The sequence below is a fragment of the Gillisella taibaishanensis genome, from assembly GCF_001938985.1.
GTDB classification, from domain to species: Bacteria; Pseudomonadota; Alphaproteobacteria; order Rhizobiales; family Rhizobiaceae; genus Allorhizobium; species Allorhizobium taibaishanense.
Genome location: NZ_MKIN01000021.1, coordinates 489,590 through 506,539, shown reverse-complemented (window position 1 = coordinate 506,539; position 16,950 = coordinate 489,590). Strand labels below are relative to the sequence as shown.

General features: G+C 59.9%; 15 protein-coding genes. 8 read left to right on the top strand and 7 right to left on the bottom strand.

The features are described from left to right. Nucleotides 1-44 precede the first annotated feature (44 nt). Genes BJF91_RS09455 through BJF91_RS09445 form a run of 3 tightly spaced genes read right to left on the bottom strand, consistent with a single transcriptional unit; the run spans nucleotide 45 to nucleotide 2,732 of the window. Nucleotides 45-857 (bottom strand): ATP-binding cassette domain-containing protein, encoded by an 813-nt coding sequence (locus BJF91_RS09455; protein WP_075614229.1) that lies wholly within the window; start codon nucleotides 855-857, stop codon nucleotides 45-47. A gap of 4 nt (nucleotides 858-861) precedes the next feature. Then, nucleotides 862-1,731, bottom strand: coding sequence for an ABC transporter permease subunit (locus BJF91_RS09450; RefSeq protein ID WP_083943245.1), 870 nt, complete (start codon nucleotides 1,729-1,731; stop codon nucleotides 862-864). A 35-nt stretch (nucleotides 1,732-1,766) separates the two neighbouring features. After that, nucleotides 1,767-2,732 (bottom strand): aliphatic sulfonate ABC transporter substrate-binding protein, encoded by a 966-nt coding sequence (locus BJF91_RS09445; protein WP_075614228.1) that lies wholly within the window; start codon nucleotides 2,730-2,732, stop codon nucleotides 1,767-1,769. A 446-nt stretch (nucleotides 2,733-3,178) separates the two neighbouring features. On the opposite strand from BJF91_RS09445, the gene BJF91_RS09440 reads away from it, so the two are divergent. The 3 genes from BJF91_RS09440 to BJF91_RS09430 all read left to right on the top strand — a co-directional run bounded on the left by BJF91_RS09440 (nucleotide 3,179) and on the right by BJF91_RS09430 (nucleotide 6,090). Beyond that, entirely contained in the window at nucleotides 3,179-4,144 is a 966-nt protein-coding gene (locus BJF91_RS09440) for an aliphatic sulfonate ABC transporter substrate-binding protein (protein ID WP_075614227.1), read from the top strand. Nucleotides 4,145-4,170: 26 nt separating this feature from the next. Continuing rightward, nucleotides 4,171-5,361 carry an FMNH2-dependent alkanesulfonate monooxygenase gene (gene ssuD / locus BJF91_RS09435; protein WP_075614226.1) on the top strand — a complete coding sequence of 397 codons (1,191 nt, stop codon included), beginning with the start codon at nucleotides 4,171-4,173 and terminating at the stop codon, nucleotides 5,359-5,361. A 264-nt stretch (nucleotides 5,362-5,625) separates the two neighbouring features. Beyond that, on the top strand, nucleotides 5,626-6,090 hold the full coding sequence (locus tag BJF91_RS09430; protein WP_075614225.1) for an RrF2 family transcriptional regulator: 465 nt from the start codon (nucleotides 5,626-5,628) through the stop codon (nucleotides 6,088-6,090). Nucleotides 6,091-6,171: 81 nt separating this feature from the next. Here the strand turns inward: BJF91_RS09430 and BJF91_RS09425 are convergent, their stop codons facing one another. From BJF91_RS09425 to BJF91_RS09415, 3 genes are all read right to left on the bottom strand, one after another. Further along, nucleotides 6,172-6,723, bottom strand: a complete 552-nt coding sequence (locus BJF91_RS09425; protein ID WP_075614224.1) for a flavin reductase family protein — start codon at nucleotides 6,721-6,723, stop codon at nucleotides 6,172-6,174. Nucleotides 6,724-6,919: 196 nt separating this feature from the next. After that, nucleotides 6,920-8,065, bottom strand: coding sequence for an acyl-CoA dehydrogenase family protein (locus tag BJF91_RS09420; RefSeq protein ID WP_075614223.1), 1,146 nt, complete (start codon nucleotides 8,063-8,065; stop codon nucleotides 6,920-6,922). A gap of 182 nt (nucleotides 8,066-8,247) precedes the next feature. Next, a complete protein-coding gene (locus BJF91_RS09415; protein WP_075614222.1) occupies nucleotides 8,248-9,159 on the bottom strand; it encodes a LysR family transcriptional regulator in 912 nt (303 codons plus the stop codon). Nucleotides 9,160-9,351: 192 nt separating this feature from the next. Between BJF91_RS09415 and BJF91_RS09410 the strand changes: the two genes are divergently transcribed. The 3 genes from BJF91_RS09410 to BJF91_RS09400 all read left to right on the top strand — a co-directional run bounded on the left by BJF91_RS09410 (nucleotide 9,352) and on the right by BJF91_RS09400 (nucleotide 14,730). Next, nucleotides 9,352-10,170, top strand: a complete 819-nt coding sequence (locus BJF91_RS09410; protein WP_075614221.1) for an alpha/beta hydrolase fold domain-containing protein — start codon at nucleotides 9,352-9,354, stop codon at nucleotides 10,168-10,170. Between the two features lie 37 nt (nucleotides 10,171-10,207). Then, nucleotides 10,208-11,398 carry an efflux RND transporter periplasmic adaptor subunit gene (locus BJF91_RS09405; RefSeq protein WP_075614220.1) on the top strand — a complete coding sequence of 397 codons (1,191 nt, stop codon included), beginning with the start codon at nucleotides 10,208-10,210 and terminating at the stop codon, nucleotides 11,396-11,398. Between the two features lie 134 nt (nucleotides 11,399-11,532). Then, the gene (locus BJF91_RS09400) at nucleotides 11,533-14,730 is read left to right on the top strand and encodes an efflux RND transporter permease subunit (RefSeq protein ID WP_075614219.1); all 3,198 of its coding nucleotides are present in this window, start codon (nucleotides 11,533-11,535) and stop codon (nucleotides 14,728-14,730) included. A 79-nt stretch (nucleotides 14,731-14,809) separates the two neighbouring features. On the opposite strand, the gene BJF91_RS09395 is transcribed toward BJF91_RS09400, so the two are convergent. Beyond that, the gene (locus BJF91_RS09395) at nucleotides 14,810-15,508 is read right to left on the bottom strand and encodes a GntR family transcriptional regulator (RefSeq protein WP_234801583.1); all 699 of its coding nucleotides are present in this window, start codon (nucleotides 15,506-15,508) and stop codon (nucleotides 14,810-14,812) included. 258 nt (nucleotides 15,509-15,766) lie between these two features. Here BJF91_RS09395 and madL point away from each other — a divergent pair, with 258 nt between their 5' ends. Together madL and madM are read left to right on the top strand one after the other, a co-directional pair. Then, on the top strand, nucleotides 15,767-16,177 hold the full coding sequence (gene madL / locus BJF91_RS09390) for a malonate transporter subunit MadL (protein ID WP_075614218.1): 411 nt from the start codon (nucleotides 15,767-15,769) through the stop codon (nucleotides 16,175-16,177). Nucleotides 16,178-16,184: 7 nt separating this feature from the next. Next, the gene (gene madM / locus BJF91_RS09385; protein WP_075614217.1) at nucleotides 16,185-16,949 is read left to right on the top strand and encodes a malonate transporter subunit MadM; all 765 of its coding nucleotides are present in this window, start codon (nucleotides 16,185-16,187) and stop codon (nucleotides 16,947-16,949) included. Nucleotide 16,950: the final 1 nt, after the last annotated feature.

Genomic DNA, 16,950 nt, shown 5'->3' with positions numbered 1-16,950 from the left:
ACTGCCGGAGCCATGCAGCTCCGGCGGTCTTTTCTTTGCACCGCTTACGCTGCCGAACCGCCCAGCAGCTTGTCCAGGATCTTCGCTTCAATCTGCGCGCTTTCGGCTGCAGCCTGCCGTCTGGGCCGGGGCAGGGTGATCTTGAGGTCCAAGGCGATCCGGCCAGCGTCGATCAAGACGATCCGGTCGGCAAGTGCCACGGCCTCGGATACGTCGTGAGTCACGAGGACGGCAGTGAATTTCTGTTTTTGCCAGATCCGCTCCAGCAATTGCTGCATTTCGATCCGGGTGAGGGCATCAAGGGCGCCAAGCGGCTCGTCGAGCGCCAGGATATGCGGATGCGCCGCCAAGGCGCGCGCCAGGGCAACACGCTGCTTTTGCCCACCTGAGAGAACGGAGGGCCATTCCTGGGCGCGGGAGCCGAGGCCGACTTCGTCCAGCAAATCGCGGGCGGCTGTCAGTGCGGCCTTGCCTTCTGCAATACCAGTCAGGCCCACAGCGACATTGTCGTCCACCCGCGCCCAGGGCAGCAGTCGCGGCTCCTGAAACATCATCCGGACCCGCGCGGAATGCGCGTTGTCGCCATGATGCACCAGTTCCCCGGAGCTTGGCTTGTCGAGCCCCGCTAACAGCCGCAACAGCGTGCTCTTGCCGCAGCCGCTCTTGCCGATGATCGCCAGGAACTCCCCTTCGGCGACATCAAGATCGATGCCATCGAGAACGGTTTGCGAGCCGAAGGTCTTGCGGACATTGCGGAAGGAAAAGGCCGGCTCCGCTGCCGCGACGGCTTCTGCACGGGCTGTGAGCGGCTCAGCGGCAGGGACGGGACGAAGGCGTGTCAGGGTTGTCACGGTCATGGGTCTACCTCGCGGTCTGGAAGGCGGGATGCCACTGAAGGAAGATGCGCTCCAGCAAACGGGCGAGCAGGTCGGCCAGTTTGCCAAGCAGCGCATAGATCAGGATCGACAGCACGACGACGTCGATCAGCAGGAATTCGCGGGCCTGCATCGCCATGTAACCGAGGCCGGACGACGCGGCGATGGTCTCGGCCACGATTAGCGTCAACCACATGATGCCAAGGCCGTAGCGCAGGCCGGCGAAAATCGCGGGTAGGGCGCCCGGCAGGATCACCTTGCGAAACAGCCGGGCGGGTTTCATGCCGTAGAGGCGGCCCATTTCAACCAGTTGCGGATCGACACCCTGGATGCCCAGCAGCGTGTTGACATAGATTGGGAAGAATACGCCGAGCGCCACCAGGAACAGCTTGGCTTCCTCATCGATGCCGAACCACAGGATGACCAGCGGAATGAGCGCGAGGTGCGGAATATTGCGGATCATCTGCAAGGTCGTATCGGTGATGCCGCGCGCCAGGCCAGACAGGCCATTGAGCAGGCCGAGTGCAAAACCAATGCCGCCGCCAATGGCAAAGCCTGCCAGCGCCCGCAGCGTGCTGACGCCAATATTGGCCGGCAATTCGCCCGAGAGCGTCAGGCGCCAGAAGGCTTCCGCTACGGCAGACGGCGCAGGCAATACATTCTGCTGCAGCAAACCGGCCCGCGAGGCGCCCTCCCATGTAATCAGGATCAACACAGGCAGCGCCCAGCCGATGCTGTCACTGCCGAGCCGCGCCAAGATTTTGGTCCAGGTTTTGGAAGGTGCGCCATTCGCTGGCTTGATCGGTGCATTGACATGTGATGTCGGGGCACTGCGTCCTGTCGGGGCTGTTGTCATGCTGAAGCTCCCTGCTTTCGCTTTTCTTTCGGCAATCAATTTGTGGGCGGGGTCCACACCGCGTCGCGAATGTTGATTTTCTTCGGGATCAGGCCGAGCCGGTAGAACCGGTCTGCCGTCTCCTGCTGGGTCGCGACGATCTCGTCGGTGATCTTGAAAATCCCGAACTCGGCCCTGTTGGCGGCGAGCGTCTGGGCCTCAAGCGGCACGCCCGTTACTTCATGCAGGGCAGCGGCCAGCTGTTCACGGTGGCTGGCAGACCAGTCCGCAGCCGTGCCCAGTGCTTTCAGCACAGCCTGCAGTTCTTGAGGATGGGCAGCTGCGAAATCGCGGTTGGCGAGGAAATAGGTCTTCACATCAAGCACCTCGCTTGAGCGCGCCAGCGTCAGCAGATCGTAACGGGTTTCGGCAATGGCCAGGAACGGGTCCCATACGGCCCATGCATCGACCTTGTCATTGGCGAAGGCTGCCGCTGCATCTGCCGGCGCGAGATAGACGGGAGTGATCGCGTCAAACCCGATACCTGCCTTTTCCAATGCGACGACCACGAGATTATGGGCGCTTGTCCCCTTGCCGACGGCCAGCTTACGGCCCTTCAGATCCGCGAGCGTTTTGATGCCGGAGCTCTTCTTGACGACGATGCCTTCGCCCTTGCCGTTCGGCGGCAGGGCTGCGGCATAGACGATGGCAGCACCTGAGGACTGACCGAAGATCGGCGGCGCATCGCCAGTCCAGCCGACATGGACCGAACCCGCATTTAAGGCCTCGACCAGTGGCGGCCCGGCCGAAAACTCCACCCAGGATACGGAGGTTCCCTGCGGCTTCAGCGCCGCCTCGATCACACCTTGCTGGCGGGCAATGACCGGAAGACCGGTCTTCTGATAGCCTATTTTCAAGGTGCCCAGGCCTTCCGCCCGCACGCGAGCCGCACCGGCAACGAGGGACAATGTGAGTGTGGCAAGGGCGGCAGTGCCGAACAGGCGGCGGGATATTTCGGTCATTGGGGATCTCTGCATCAAGCTGCTGAATTAACTGTAGAGTATATAGTCTATGGAAATAATGGAGATAAAAACGATCAATAAACCGCGCTGCGCCGGAACATTTTTTTGAGGATCGGCAGTTTTTGCGGTTTTCATGGCGCTTACTGGCCACGCTGCACTTGCCGCGAGCTGGAGTGTTGCTGACGGCCTTGCCGAAACTCGTAGCTGAAAGAATGCCCTGATGAGGAAATGACGCCTCCGAAACGGTGCTAAACCGCGGCAGGAAATTTCCCGTGACGGGCATAAAGCGAAAATTATTCCTTACAAATTCCATAGACTAAATCATCATGTAGCTATTCCGTTCTGCCGCGCTCGATGCGGCGGCGAATATGAACAATGGTGAGCGCCTGACCACGCCCTATCAGTGGTTTTGGATTGGGCGCGACGAGCGAAGGAAGAAATTGCCGATGATCACCCGCAGACAAACCCTTGGCTTGCTTGGTGCGACTGGCGTAGCGCTGGCCACGCCCGCTCTGCGCGGTGCTCATGCTGCTGCCACGACGTTTCGTATCGGCTGGCAAAAGAATGGGGTGTTGGCACTTGCCAAGCGCAGCGGGGCGCTTGAAAAGCGCTTGGCCGCTCGCGGCGTGACCATTACCTGGGCCGAATTCAGTTCTGGCCCGCCGCTTCTCGAAGCACTCGGCGCCGGCGCTTTGGACTTCGGCCCGACCGGCGATGTGCCGCCTCTGTTTGCCCAGGCGGCCAGAGGCAATCTCCTCTATGTCGGCACCTACAAGGGCGCTCCGTCCGGGTCTGCGATCCTGGTGCGCAAGGACAGCCCAATCCAATCCCTCGCCGATCTCAAGGGTAAGAAGCTCGCCTTCAAACGCGGCTCGAGCGCCCATAACTTTGTGGTCAAGGCCCTGCGAAAGGGCGGGCTGACGCCGGCAGATGTCAAGGCGGCGGATCTGTCGCCAGCGGATGCCGGTGCTGCCTTCAAGTCCGGTAGTATCGACGCCTGGGCCATCTGGGACCCTTATTTTGCGGTTGCGCAATCTGATCCCGATGCCCGTGTCCTGACCACGGCGGAAGGCATCGTCGAAAGCTGGAGCTTCTTTCTCGGCAATGGCGACTTCGTTGGGAAAAATCCCGACATCATCACTGAAGTGATCGATGAGTTGCGGAAAACCGGCGTTGCAGCGCAAGGTCGCCTTGATGAGACCGTTGCCGCTCTTGCCGAAATAACCGGCGTTCCAGTTGAAACGACGCGTACCGTGCTGACCCGTCCCGGCGCCGACCTTGGCAGTGTTTCGACCATAACGGACGAGGCCGTCACCTATCAGCAGGCGCTCGCCGACGAATTCCGTGACCTCAACATCCTGCCCAAGCCCTTGAAGATCGCCGACATTGTCTGGCGTCCGAAGGCCAGCTGAAACTTGACAATATAAAGGACAGACCGATGACCCAAACGCCGAACGCAAACACATCGAAGCCACTCGATTTCCTGTGGTTCATTCCGACCTCAGGCGATGGCACCTATCTGGGCTCCAACGATCTGACCCGCCCGGTTGATCACGGTTATCTGAGGGAAATTGCTACTGCCGTTGACCGGCTTGGCTATTATGGCGTGCTGCTGCCGACAGGTGTTGCCTGCGAGGAATCCTTCGTGACGGCGGCCTCGCTCGCCGCCTATACCCAGAAGCTGAAATTCCTAGTGGCCATCCGTCCGGGCACGGCTTCGCCGGCCTATTATGCACGGCTTGCCGTGGCGCTCGACCGTGTCTCCAATGGTCGTTCGCTGCTGAACATCGTTGTCGGCGGTAGCCCGTCGGAGCTGGCGGGCGACGGTATTTTCGTATCCCACGACGAGCGCTATGCCCATGCCGACGAATTCTTCACCGTATGGGAAGATCTGCTCGCCAAGGGCCACGCCAATCTCGACGGCAAATACATCCGGGCGGAAGGGGCGCGTCTTGGCTTTCCGCCGGTGCAGTCTCCGCGCCCGCCACTCTATTTCGGCGGCTCCTCGGAGTCCGGGATCGAATTTGCGTCGCGCCGCGTCGACAAATATCTGACCTGGGGCGAGCCGCCGGCGCAGGTGAAGGAGAAAATCGAAGCGGTCAGGGCAGCCTCTGCAAAAAGCGGTCGCGAGGTTTCTTTCGGTATCCGCCTGCATTTCATCGTTCGCGAGACCGATGAGGAAGCATGGGCCGCCGCCGACAAGCTGATTTCCAAGCTGTCGGATGAGACGATCCGCGAAACCCAGGCTCGCTTTGCCAAGGAGTCGGATTCTGTCGGCCAGCGGCGCATGACGGAACTTCACAATGGCCGGCGCGACAAGCTCGAAGTGTCCCCCAATCTCTGGGCCGGTGTTGGCCTGGTGCGGGCGGGTGCCGGTACGGCTTTGGTCGGTTCGCCGGAAACGATTGCCGAGCGGCTGCGTGAATACCAGGCGCTGGGCATCGATACAGTGATCGGTTCCGGCTATCCGCATCTTGAAGAGGCTTACCGCGTGGCCGAGCTGCTGTTCCCGAAGATCGGGCTTGGACGTGCGCGCGACAATGACCTGACCCACAGCGATTTCGCCGATTCGAAAGTCTTTGCGGGTGGCGGCCATTCCGGTGGTTTCCGGGTTGTGTCCGGCTCCTGATTGTTGTCGATATCGCTAGATAAGTGGACCGCTCCGAAATTTTCGGGGCGGTCGTTGGCTTTTTTGATGCTTCCGTGCAACGACGGCTCGCAAATCACCTGTGATTGACGTAGGCCTGCCACAATCCCCTGCGACAAAGCTTGAATATGAAATACATAATTTTTATATGTTTTTAAAATTCGCGCTGTAGATTTTGCTCATGCAAGGGTGAATGTGAAGCGGGGCCGGTGGTGCTGGCCCTGAATGTTGGGAAAGCAGGCAGTCATGCTGACGAAAAAAGGTAAATACGGTTTGAAGGCGCTGGTCGATCTGGCGCAGCTCGGACCGGGTGAAACGGCATTCATCAGCGAAATTGCGCTGCGAAACAACATCCCCAAGAAGTTCCTCGATACGATCCTGCTGGAATTGCGCAACGGCGGCATCCTGCGCTCGAAAAAGGGCCCGGGCGGCGGCTATTCGCTGTCGCATCCCGCCAGCGAAATCCGCATCGGTCACGCCATTCGCCTCCTCGATGGGCCTCTGGCGCCGATCCGCTGTGCTAGCCGCACCGCGTTCGAGGCGTGTGACGATTGCGCCGATCCGGTTAACTGTCAGGTGCGCCGGTCGATGACCCAGGTGCGCGATGCAATAGCAGCCATTCTCGACAATATGACGTTGGAACAGTTCGTCGCCACGCCCAGCATGGCAGAGCTGACCGAAGACGACCGCCAGGAAAAGCGCGCAAGCTGATCATTAGTATAGCACCGCAGAAACGGCCTGCCGTGACGAGTGTCTCGGCAGGCCGTTTGCATTAACAGGTGGCTTTTTTGTTCAGCCCAGCAGCGGTGCAAACTGCCCGTAACGGCCATTCTGATAGACCAGCGGGTCGCCATGCCCAAAAATGACGGAGACGACCCGGCCGATAATGATGCCATGGCTATGGCGGTCGATGATCTCTTCCACTTCGCAATCGATGGCAGCAAGCGCGCTCGTGAGCAGTGACGCGCCGCTCGGCCCGACCGTCCACTCCGCTCCTTCATAGCGTGCCTCACCCTTCAACCCGCCGACGCCGGCAAAGCGGTTGGCGATTGCCTCGTCATGACCCCCGAGGATGTTGAGACCAAAATGGCCATAGGAACGGATAACAGGATAGCTAGAAGAGGTTCGGTTGATGTTGACGATGATCGTCGGCGGATCGACCGATAGCGCCGTCGCCGATGTCACGGTCGCACCGGTTCGGTCCTTGCCCTGGCCAGCGGTGATCACCGAGACCTGGCCACTGACAGTCCGCATCGCTGACTTCAAAAGTCCCGGCTCGACGCTGACAAGCGCATCGCTCGGGATCGCGACTGTCTCCTTGCGTGGCATTGTTAGGATTGTCATGAGCAAACTCCTGTTACATGCTTGTTCTGTAACGTAAATTGGCTCTGGGCTGAAATTTTGTCAAGTTAGTCTATAATTTTAATATAGTAATAAAGTAGAAAATATTTCTGCGATTTCGGGTTTCGACGCGCTGCAACTGAACCGCAGAGCCCACGGGTTGGATTACATTCCCTTACGTCGGGTTTAGGGGCAGTAGTTACCGCAGACGTTCGTCATCGAACGCGCTATCAATATCGCCGTGACCGCGCCGCATCAGAGACACGATCATTTCAGCGTCAGCTGGTTTGACGCTGAGCGAACCCAAATGGATATGATCCCGCTTCGCTGCTTCGTCGGTTGATGCGATCGCCATGCTTCTAACCATAGCAGAAGCTTCGCGGGCTGCCACGCTGGCAGCCGATGCTATCAGAAATGCGGTGTGGCGGTGGCGATCGCTAGCCCCTATCTGGGCGGCATCGATAGCGGTCGCCGCCTTTTCCACGACGGCTTCTGCCGTTGCCACACGAAGCGCAGCGTCGGCAAGACGTTCGAAAGGCATGCCGGTAGCGCTAGCGGCAATGGAAGTCGGTGAGATGAACGGCGCAAGGAAAGCTTTGCTGCTGCCAAGTTCCACCGACGCCTGCAACAGCAGATCCATTGCCTGCGGCACGTCAGGTTCGTGATGCGGGCGGCGGGGTTGGAGCACCGCGTCCTTTTCTCCCTTTTGATCACGAAACAGTACGGGTTGGCCCCGCTCTGAATGGGTGCCTGAAGAGAGCGTGTTGGCGATTGGGGTGAGCGAGCCGTTGCCGGGACAGAAAAGATGGATCGGCTCATCCGGTGGCGCGTAGACGGATACCATGATCCAGTCAGCCGTCATGGCCGCTGGAGACGCTATGGCGGTGCCGTTCAAGGACCAACCTAGGCCATTGTGGGTGAGATGCAGGCCGCTGTCTTTTGAACTTGTCGCAGCCTCGGCTTTCGCGCGCGCGAAGCGCATGCCGGCGAGTGCGGCTGCAAAAAAGAAGCTCTTCTGCGCCTCACTGCCGTGGGTGCGCAGCAATTCGAGCGCGCCATAATGAGCGGCCAGTATGGCGGAGAGATTGGGCGAGGCCTCCGCAACAATGCGGCAGACCGTCGACAGCAGCACGTTGGAAATATCGATGCCGCCGTAGTCGGTGGAGATGGAAATGCCAAGAAGACCGGACCGCAGCAGATGGTCGAGCCTCGGTTGCTCCTCTGCGTGGTCTTCCGATAAGGCGCTATCGGCCAAAACCTGAGCGGCAGTAAGCGCTTCGTCCTCGGCTTTGATCAAGGCGACTGGCCTTGCCGGTCGTTCGAAAACGGGCGAGAATGTTCCCATGACGGCTTCTCCCTTTGGTCTCGATTTCGAATCTGGGACCTTGACGTGGTCCGGCGCGACATCAACCGAGGCGCTTCGAATAAGCGGCCAGTAGTTGATATTATCATATCGATAGATTTTGTATAGATTCTTTTCAATCGTTGCTAAGGCCCGGCATCATGGGTGCCGTATCAGGTGACGCTTCAAGGTGCGTTCATTTGCGAATCGATCAGCAGCTTTACCAGCCAGTCCACGAAGACGCGCACCTTGTTGCTCAGATGCCGGTTGGGCGGATAGACGATGTAGAGCGGCAGCGGAGGACGCTGCCAGTCTTCCAGCACTTGCACCAACTCGCCTGACGCGAGCAGTTCCCTGGCCATAAAGCGGGGGATCAGGGAGACGCCAAGTCCTGTCTTGGCAGCCACCATATAGGATCGGCTGTCGTTGACCGACACGAAAGACGATGCGTTGATCTCGACTTCTTCCTTGTCCCGGATAAAGCCGAACGTCATTTTCCTGATGTTGGTGCTCCTGAAATAGTTGACGACGACATGGTTGTTTTCGAGGTCGCGCGGATGAATAGGGGTGCCGAACTTCTGCAGATAGCGCGGTGCGGCGCAGGTCACCATTTCCACTTCGCCAACCCGCCTGGCGATCAGCGACTGGTCTGTCGGGCTGCCGGCGCGCAAGGCGCAATCGACGTTTTCGGCAAGATAATCCACCGTGCGGTCGCTGACCCCGAGATCTATGCGCAGGTCCGGATACATCTGATAAAACTCGCAGAGCGCGGGAATGACGATCCAGTCGGAAAAGGCGCCGGCCATTTCCACCCGCAGGCGACCGCGCGGCATGGCCTGAGCATTGGACAGGCTTTCGTCCAACTCGTCCAGTTCGGATACGATCTGCACCGCGCGCTCGTAGTAAAGCGCGCCGTCGGTGGTCACCATGACCCGGCGCGTGGTACGGTTGAGCAGCTTGGTCTGCAAATGCGCCTCCAACCCCTGGATCAGGTTGGTCACCGTAGCCTTCGGCATGGCCAGACGCTCTGCCGCCCGGGTGAAATTTCCGGTCTCCACCACCCGGATGAAGGCGCGCATTGCTGAAAGCTGATCCATGCTCGATAACTCCGTCTGCGTGCGCTGCGTTATTGTTCAAAAATCCGAACAGTGTGGTCTATATAAGCATTCTTGTTCCCAGGCGCGAATAACAATAGATTTTGCTTCAGATGACAAGAGGAGATCGCGAGGCGGCCTCCCGTCAGCGGCTATGTCCTGTGGATTTGGGTCGCAAACCAGGAAAGCAATCTAATGTCGGTGCAGGTGAAGGACATGGTGCTGGACAAGCTGGCCGTCGGGCCGGTGCCAGCACGCGTGTATCAAGGCGCCGAATATGCCAAGGGGCCGCCGGTCGTGCTGTTGTTTCACGGCGGGGCCTTTGCGCAGACTGGTCTGATCGACAGCCAGGTCGCTGATTGTCTTGCCGGTACGGGCGCTATCGTGGTCGTGCCGGATTACAATGCTCCGCTGGGTCCGGTTTTTCCGAGCCCTTTGGAAGTCGGTTTTGCAATCTTTTCTTACCTGTCCCGAAAGCGGGCCGGCCTGGGCGATCGCAAGTCTCTGCTGCTTGTGGCGGGTGAGGAAGCCGGCGGCAATATTGCCGCAGGCATTGCCTTGAAGGCCCGGGACTACCACGCAAATGAGCTGGACGGTCAGGTTCTTCTGTCGCCCTTGCTCGATCCCTTCATGGGCACAGGCTCCATTCGCGAAGCCGAAGGGATTGGCATGGAGCGGCGCTGGAGTGAGGGATGGAGCCAGTATCTGAGTGGTGGAAAATGCCACCCCTATGCGGCGCCGCGTCTCTGTTCGCGTCTGGCCGGAGTTGCCCCGGCGCTTGTCGTCAGTGCACAGGATGATCCGCTGCGCGACGAGGGCCTTGGTTTTGCGCAGAGCCTTCAAGAGGCCGGCGTTCACGTTTGCCGCCACGTCCTGCCGCCGGGACTTGGCTGGTCATCAATATACGGCGGCGATCCGGGCGCGCCACCCACCTGGCAACAGGAATTGGCGCTCCAGTTCGCAGCATTCGTAAAACACATCGGCAGTCGACCGGAGGTCGCCAAGCCCGATTGATCAAAAGCGGTCTGTGGGGGCCGCAAGGAGATTGACAATGTCATCGAATACAAAACGCTGGGCCCTTTTGGGCGCCGGCCTGGGGCTTTTTGCATCCATTTCAGCCGCCTCTTTCTTTCTTGAACTGCCGATGAGCCAACAGGCGACGGCGGCGTCCAGCCCGGCCCAGGCGCCGGCGGTGCCGGTGACCGTAGCGACGGTGAAGAGCCAGAATTTCACGCGCTGGGAGCAGTTTTCCGGCCGTCTGGAAGCCGTTGAACGCGTGCAGGTTCGGCCAAGGGTCGGTGGTGCCATTCAATCGGTGCATTTCCGCGAAGGTTCGCTTGTCAAGGCCGGCGACTTGCTGTTCACCATCGATCCGGCGCCCTACCAGGCGGCCGTCGACCAGGCAGAAGGCCAACTCGCTTCTGCGGAAGCTAAGCTGGATCTCGCGCGCATCGAGCTGGATCGAGGCCTGAAACTGTCAGGCAACAGCACAATTTCGCAAAGCGACATGGATCAGCGCCGCAACTCTTTTACCCAGGCACAGGCCGCCGCGGCCACCGCTCGTGCGGCGCTGCAATCGGCTCAGTTGGAGCTGGATTACACCCAGGTCCGCGCACCGGTCGCGGGACGGGTCGGTAAGCTGGAAATTACGGCGGGCAATCTCGTCGCCGGAGGCTCCAGCGCCTCGGTCCTGACGACGCTGGTATCGGTTGATCCCGTCTATGCCAGCTTCAGTGCCAACGAAAGGCTGGTAAGCCAAGCGCTTTCGCAGCTGCCGCAGACCGATGGACCACTGGCCGCCATCGACCAGATCCCGGTCGAAATCGGCACGCTGGCCGATGAAGGCACGCCGATCAAGGGCAAGCTGCAATTGATCGATAACCAGGTTGATGCCGCCAGCGGCACGATCGGGGTCAGGGCCGTGTTCGACAATCCCGGCGGCAAGCTGATCCCTGGTCAGTTCGTGCGGGTACGCATGGGCCAGCCGAAGGCCGAGGACAAGATCCTGGTCAGCGAGCGCGCCATCGGCACGGATCAGGACAAGAAATTCGTGCTGGTCGTCAGTGCCGATAACAAGGTCAACTATCGTCAAGTGCAGCTGGGTGCCGCTTCCGAAGGCCAGCGCGTGGTAGAAAGCGGGTTGAATGCCGGCGATATCATTGTGGTCAATGGTTTGCAGCGCGTCCGGCCCGGCGCAACGGTTGTGCCGCAGCCGGAAGAAAAGCTCGCCGCATCGCGCTAACCCCTACCGATACTGACTTATCCCGCCCGGCCGCATAGCCGGGCAGGGCCATCCCATCCATTCGAGACCGTTTGTTCGGGGCAGCTTTGTCTTGCCCGGAAACGGAGTTGTTTTACGCCGGAGAGGGCTTTGAAATGAACATCTCCCGATTTTTTGTCGACCGCCCGGTCTTTGCCGGGGTGCTATCGGTTCTGATCGTCGTGGCGGGCCTGATCGGCTTGCGCGCGCTGCCGATTTCCGAATATCCCGATGTCGTGCCGCCATCCATCGTCGTGCGCGCAACCTATCCCGGCGCCAACCCCAAGGTGATTGCCGAGACGGTGGCCACTCCGTTGGAAGAGCAGATCAACGGCGTCGAAGGCATGCTCTACATGTCCAGCCAGGCGACGTCTGACGGCGTCATGACGCTAACCGTCACCTTCAAGCTTGGCACCGACCCCGACCAGGCCCAGCAATTGGTGCAGAACCGCGTCTCGCAGGCTGAGCCACGCTTGCCTGAGGAAGTGAAAAGCCTTGGTGTCACTACGGTCAAGAGCTCGCCCGACCTGATGATGGTCGTTAACTTGATCTCGCCCGACAATCGCTATGACATCACCTATCTGCGCAATTACGGCGTCCTCAACATCAAGGACCGGCTGGCGCGCATTCCAGGCGTCGGGCAGGTACAGATCTTCGGCTCGGGCGATTATTCGATGCGCGTTTGGATCGATCCGCAGCAGGCTGCCGAGCATGGTTTGGCCGCCAGCGATATCACCAACGCTATCCGCCAGCAGAATGTTCAGGCCGCCGCCGGCATCATCGGGGCATCCCCGAGCCTTCCGGGCGTCGATGTGCAGCTGAACGTCAATGCACAGGGTCGGCTGCAGACGCCGGAAGAATTCGGCAATATTATCGTCAAGAGCGGTACCAATGGCGAGATCACCCGCCTGCGCGACGTCGCCCGTGTCGAGCTTGGTGCCTCCGATTATTCCCTGCGCTCGCTGCTAGACAGCAAGGCCGCCGTCGCCATTCCGGTGTTCCAGGCACCCGGCTCCAATGCCATCACCATTTCCGATGAAGTGGTGAAGACCATGAACGAGCTGCAGCTGGCTATGCCCGACGGCGTGAAATACGAGATCGTCTACGACACGACGAAATTCGTACGCTCGTCCATTGAGAAGGTCGTCGATACCCTGCTCGAAGCCGTGGCGCTGGTGGTTCTGGTCGTGATCCTGTTCCTGCAGACCTGGCGCGCCTCGATCATTCCGCTGATTGCCGTGCCGGTCTCGATCATCGGCACGTTTGCGGTCATGTATGCCTTCGGCTTCTCGATCAATGCGCTTAGCCTGTTCGGCCTGGTGCTGGCCATCGGCATCGTTGTTGACGACGCCATCGTCGTGGTCGAAAATGTCGAGCGCAATATCGAAAACGGACTGTCGCCGCGCCTGGCCACCTATCAGGCCATGAAGGAAGTCTCCGGGCCGATCATCGCGATTGCGCTGGTTTTGGTGGCGGTTTTCGTGCCGCTCGCCTTTATCACAGGTCTGTCGGGCCAGTTCTATCGTCAGTTCGCCTTGACCATCGCCATTTCGACGGTCATCTCGGCGCTGAACTCGCTCACCCTGTCTCCGGCGCTGGCTGCTCTGCTGCTAAAGGGCCACCATGCGCCGAAGGACCGGTTGACCCGCGGGCTGGATTTCCTGCTCGGCTGGTTTTTCCGTGGCTTCAACCGTGCGTTCGGTGCCAGCTCCAACGCTTACGGTAAGGGCGTCGGCGGCCTGCTGTCACGCAAGAGCATCGTGATGGTGGTCTATCTCGTGTTGGCGGGTGCCACCTATGGCCTTTTCACTGCGGTGCCGGGTGGCTTCGTGCCGGCGCAGGATAAGCAATACCTGATCGGTTTTGCGCAATTGCCTGATGCCTCGACTTTGGACCGGACGGAAGACGTCATCAAGCGGATGAGCGATATCGCGCTCGCCCAGCCGGGTGTCGATCATGCTATCGCCTTCCCGGGCCTGTCGATCAACGGTTTCACCAATTCCTCCAATGCCGGCATCGTCTTCGTGACGCTGAAGGATTTTGAGGAGCGCAAGACGGCCGATCTGTCTGGCGGGGCGATTGCCATGCAGCTCAACCAGAAATTCGGCGCCATCCAGGATGCCTTCATCGCCATGTTCCCGCCGCCGCCGGTCCAGGGGCTTGGTACGACAGGTGGCTTCAAGCTGCAACTCGAAGACCGGGCAGGGCTTGGCTATCAGGCGCTGGACGAGGCCACCAAGGCATTCCTCGCCAAGGCCTATCAGACGCCGGAACTGGCTGGACTGTTCTCCAGCTTCCAGATCAACGTGCCTCAGCTCTATGCCGATCTTGATCGGGCCAAGGCCGAACAGCTGGGCGTGTCTGTCACCGACGTGTTCCAGACGCTGCAGATCTATCTGGGGTCGCTCTATGTCAACGACTTCAATGCCTTCGGCCGGACATACAGCGTGCGGGTGCAGGCGGATGCGAAGTTCCGTGCCACGGCTGATGATATCGGTCAGTTGAAGGTCCGCTCTAGCGCCGGTCAGATGATCCCGCTTTCGGCGCTGCTGAAGGTTGATCCGACGACGGGTCCGGAGCGCACCAACCGCTATAACGGTTTCCTCGCTGCCGATATCAACGGTGGTCCGGCGCCAGGCTTTTCCTCCGGGCAGGCCCAGGCGGCTGTCGAGAAGATTGCGGGCGAAGTTCTGCCGAAGGGGATCAGCTACGAGTGGACTGACCTGACCTATCAGCAGATCCTGGCCGGCAGCTCTGGCATCCTGGTTTTCCCGCTGGCACTGCTGCTGGTCTATCTGGTGCTGGCTGCCCAGTATGAAAGCCTGACCCTGCCGCTGGCGATCATCATGATCGTGCCTATGGGTGTGCTGGCTGCCTTGACGGGCGTCTGGCTGACGGGGGGAGATAACAATATCTTCACCCAGATCGGCTTGATCGTTCTGGTCGGACTGTCGGCGAAGAACGCGATCCTGATCGTTGAATTCGCCCGGGAGTTGGAATTCGAAGGCAGGACGCCGGTGCGTGCCGCCATTGAGGCCAGCCGGTTGCGCCTGCGGCCGATCCTGATGACCTCGATGGCCTTCATCATGGGTGTCGTGCCGTTGGTGACCTCGACCGGTGCCGGTGCGGAAATGCGCTCAGCCATGGGTGTTGCGGTGTTTGCCGGGATGATCGGCGTCACCTTCTTCGGGATATTCATGACCCCGGTCTTCTACGTGCTGACCCGCAAGCTGACGGGCAACCGTCCGCTGATCCAGCACGGCGGTGATAGTGACCAGGACAATGAAAAGCCGATGGCAGTCGCCGCCGAATAATACGAAACAGAACCGATGTGAAAAACGACCACGCTGCCTTGCAAGGCGGCGTGGTTTTTTGCTTCTTGCGCCCAGCGCGCTAAACCCGAGAGCCTGCGCCGGATTTCGCCATGTCGTTCAGGGAGCGGACCAGATTGTTGAAGCGCTCGCCCTGTAGCATCACGTGATCGCGCAGCCGCTCCATCGCCGCTTCGGCATCATTGGCGAGAATGGCGGCGACGATTGCTTCATGCTCGGCAAAGGATGTCCGGATGCGTTCTGGCGCCCTGAGCTGCAGCCGCCGATAAGGCTTGGCCCGGCGCAGCATTTCCGACAATTGTTCAAAGAGATAGACATTGCCCGCCGCCCGGTAGAGCGCCATGTGGAACTGCTCGTTGGCGCGGTAATAATCGTCGGGATCGCTGACACCGCGGCAGGCCTCATGCGCGGTCAGCAATTGCTGCAGCTGGAACGGGGTCGCCCGCTTGGCCGCAAACCGCCCGCATAGCGCCTCCAGCTCCGAGATGAACTCGAACATCTCGCACAGGCTCTGCGGCGAGATTGGGGTTACGACCCAGCCTTTGCGCGGTGTCTTTTCGACGATCCGCATGGTTTCCAGCCGAATGAGCGCTTCGCGGATCGGCGTGCGTGACACGCCGAAATGCTTGGCCAGTTCGACATCATCAAGCCGCGTCCCAGGCGGATAGGTGCCCATGACGATCCGCTCTTCTATCGCGTCAAGCAACTGCTCCGACAGGGACGGCGAGGCCCTGTCGCTATCGATGATATTATCCGGCACCCACTGCCTCACTCGGTTTCATTACCCCCACCATGACAGGCATCAGCATGGTCGCGATCCCACAAACTCAGGGAAACGTGACCGGTCACGGCCTGCAGAGCAATAGCGAGGCCTTGACAGTCCGTCTATTTTTATCTCTGTATACAGAAAATAGGTTGCGTATACATTTTAAAGCCACTGCATTCGATTTCGGCGTTGAGGAGCGAACGAAGGGTGCAGTGCATTTCATAAATTCAATTGGTTCTGGGAGGAGGAACTATGGTTATCTTTGGAACGGCGCTTCTCGCCGCCTGTTATCTCATCGGCGTCATGCTTGGGGAGGGCATCGCCATCCTGATCGGCGTCAAGGCCAATGTCGGGGGCGTCGGCATCGCCATGATCCTGCTGATTGCCTGCATTCACCGCATGCAGAAGCTTGGCTGGTATGTGCCTGAAACGGCAAAAGGCGTCACCTTCTGGGCCGCGATGTATATTCCTGTCGTCGTAGCCATGGCCTCGACGCAGAATGTCATTGTTGCCGTTAAATCCGGGCCTTTGGCCCTGCTTGCCGCGGTCCTGACATTCCTGACCTGCTTCTTCTTCGTCGGCGTCATCAATCGCGTGATTGAGCGCAATCATATTGCTGCCGACCCATTCGGGCCGGTTGACGATGCAGCGGCCGAGCGGTGAGTGTGCCATGTTTCAACTGATTGAAAAGACAGTCCTCGAAGGACAATTGGTCACCGCTTTCGCATTTATTGGCTTGGTCATCTGGATATCCAACCAGATGGGCCGGCATCTGACTGGCGGGCGTGTCGCTGGTTCCGCGATTGCCGTGCTGGCCGGGCTTGCGCTTGCCTGGCTGGGCGGCTCGATCACCGGCAAGGCCAAGGGCTTGGCTGACATCGCCGAATTCGGCGGTCTGGCCCTGATGGGCGGTGCGATGATGCGCGATTTCACCATCGTTGCAACGGCAAGCGAAGTGCATGTGGAGGAAGCGAAGAAGGCCGGATGGCTCGGCTTCCTGGCGCTGGTTCTCGGCACGGTCCTGCCCTTCATCGTCGGAGTCTGCGTTGCCTATGCTTTTGGTTATCGCGATCCGGTGGCGCTCTCGACCATTGGCGCTGGCGCGATTACCTATATCGTCGGTCCGGTCACGGGTGCAGCGATCGGGGCAAGTTCCGATGTGATCGCGCTGTCGATTGCGACAGGTGTGGTCAAGGCGATATTGGTGATGGTGTTTACGCCGGTGCTGGCTCGGCCGATGCGGCTCAACAATCCGCAGGCGGCCATGGTGTTCGGGGGCTTGGCCGGTACCGTCAGCGGCGTCAGCGCCGGGCTTGCGGCGACAGATAGGCGGCTGGTGCCCTATGGCGCTCTCGTCGCAACCTTTCATACCGGGTTCGGCTGCCTGCTCGGGCCGTCCGTCCTGTTTCTTGCCGTCAAGGCCCTTCTGGGCTGAC

What these genes read in the sequence shown, in the direction of transcription:
- BJF91_RS09455 (WP_075614229.1), bottom strand. Translation starts at nt 857, where the DNA reads ATGACCGTGACAACCCTGACACGCCTTCGTCCCGTCCCTGCCGCTGAG.
- BJF91_RS09450 (WP_083943245.1), bottom strand. Translation starts at nt 1,731, where the DNA reads ATGACAACAGCCCCGACAGGACGCAGTGCCCCGACATCACATGTCAAT.
- BJF91_RS09445 (WP_075614228.1), bottom strand. Translation starts at nt 2,732, where the DNA reads ATGACCGAAATATCCCGCCGCCTGTTCGGCACTGCCGCCCTTGCCACA.
- BJF91_RS09440 (WP_075614227.1), top strand. Translation starts at nt 3,179, where the DNA reads ATGATCACCCGCAGACAAACCCTTGGCTTGCTTGGTGCGACTGGCGTA.
- ssuD (WP_075614226.1), top strand. Translation starts at nt 4,171, where the DNA reads ATGACCCAAACGCCGAACGCAAACACATCGAAGCCACTCGATTTCCTG.
- BJF91_RS09430 (WP_075614225.1), top strand. Translation starts at nt 5,626, where the DNA reads ATGCTGACGAAAAAAGGTAAATACGGTTTGAAGGCGCTGGTCGATCTG.
- BJF91_RS09425 (WP_075614224.1), bottom strand. Translation starts at nt 6,723, where the DNA reads ATGACAATCCTAACAATGCCACGCAAGGAGACAGTCGCGATCCCGAGC.
- BJF91_RS09420 (WP_075614223.1), bottom strand. Translation starts at nt 8,065, where the DNA reads ATGGGAACATTCTCGCCCGTTTTCGAACGACCGGCAAGGCCAGTCGCC.
- BJF91_RS09415 (WP_075614222.1), bottom strand. Translation starts at nt 9,159, where the DNA reads ATGGATCAGCTTTCAGCAATGCGCGCCTTCATCCGGGTGGTGGAGACC.
- BJF91_RS09410 (WP_075614221.1), top strand. Translation starts at nt 9,352, where the DNA reads ATGTCGGTGCAGGTGAAGGACATGGTGCTGGACAAGCTGGCCGTCGGG.
- BJF91_RS09405 (WP_075614220.1), top strand. Translation starts at nt 10,208, where the DNA reads ATGTCATCGAATACAAAACGCTGGGCCCTTTTGGGCGCCGGCCTGGGG.
- BJF91_RS09400 (WP_075614219.1), top strand. Translation starts at nt 11,533, where the DNA reads ATGAACATCTCCCGATTTTTTGTCGACCGCCCGGTCTTTGCCGGGGTG.
- madL (WP_075614218.1), top strand. Translation starts at nt 15,767, where the DNA reads ATGGTTATCTTTGGAACGGCGCTTCTCGCCGCCTGTTATCTCATCGGC.
- madM (WP_075614217.1), top strand. Translation starts at nt 16,185, where the DNA reads ATGTTTCAACTGATTGAAAAGACAGTCCTCGAAGGACAATTGGTCACC.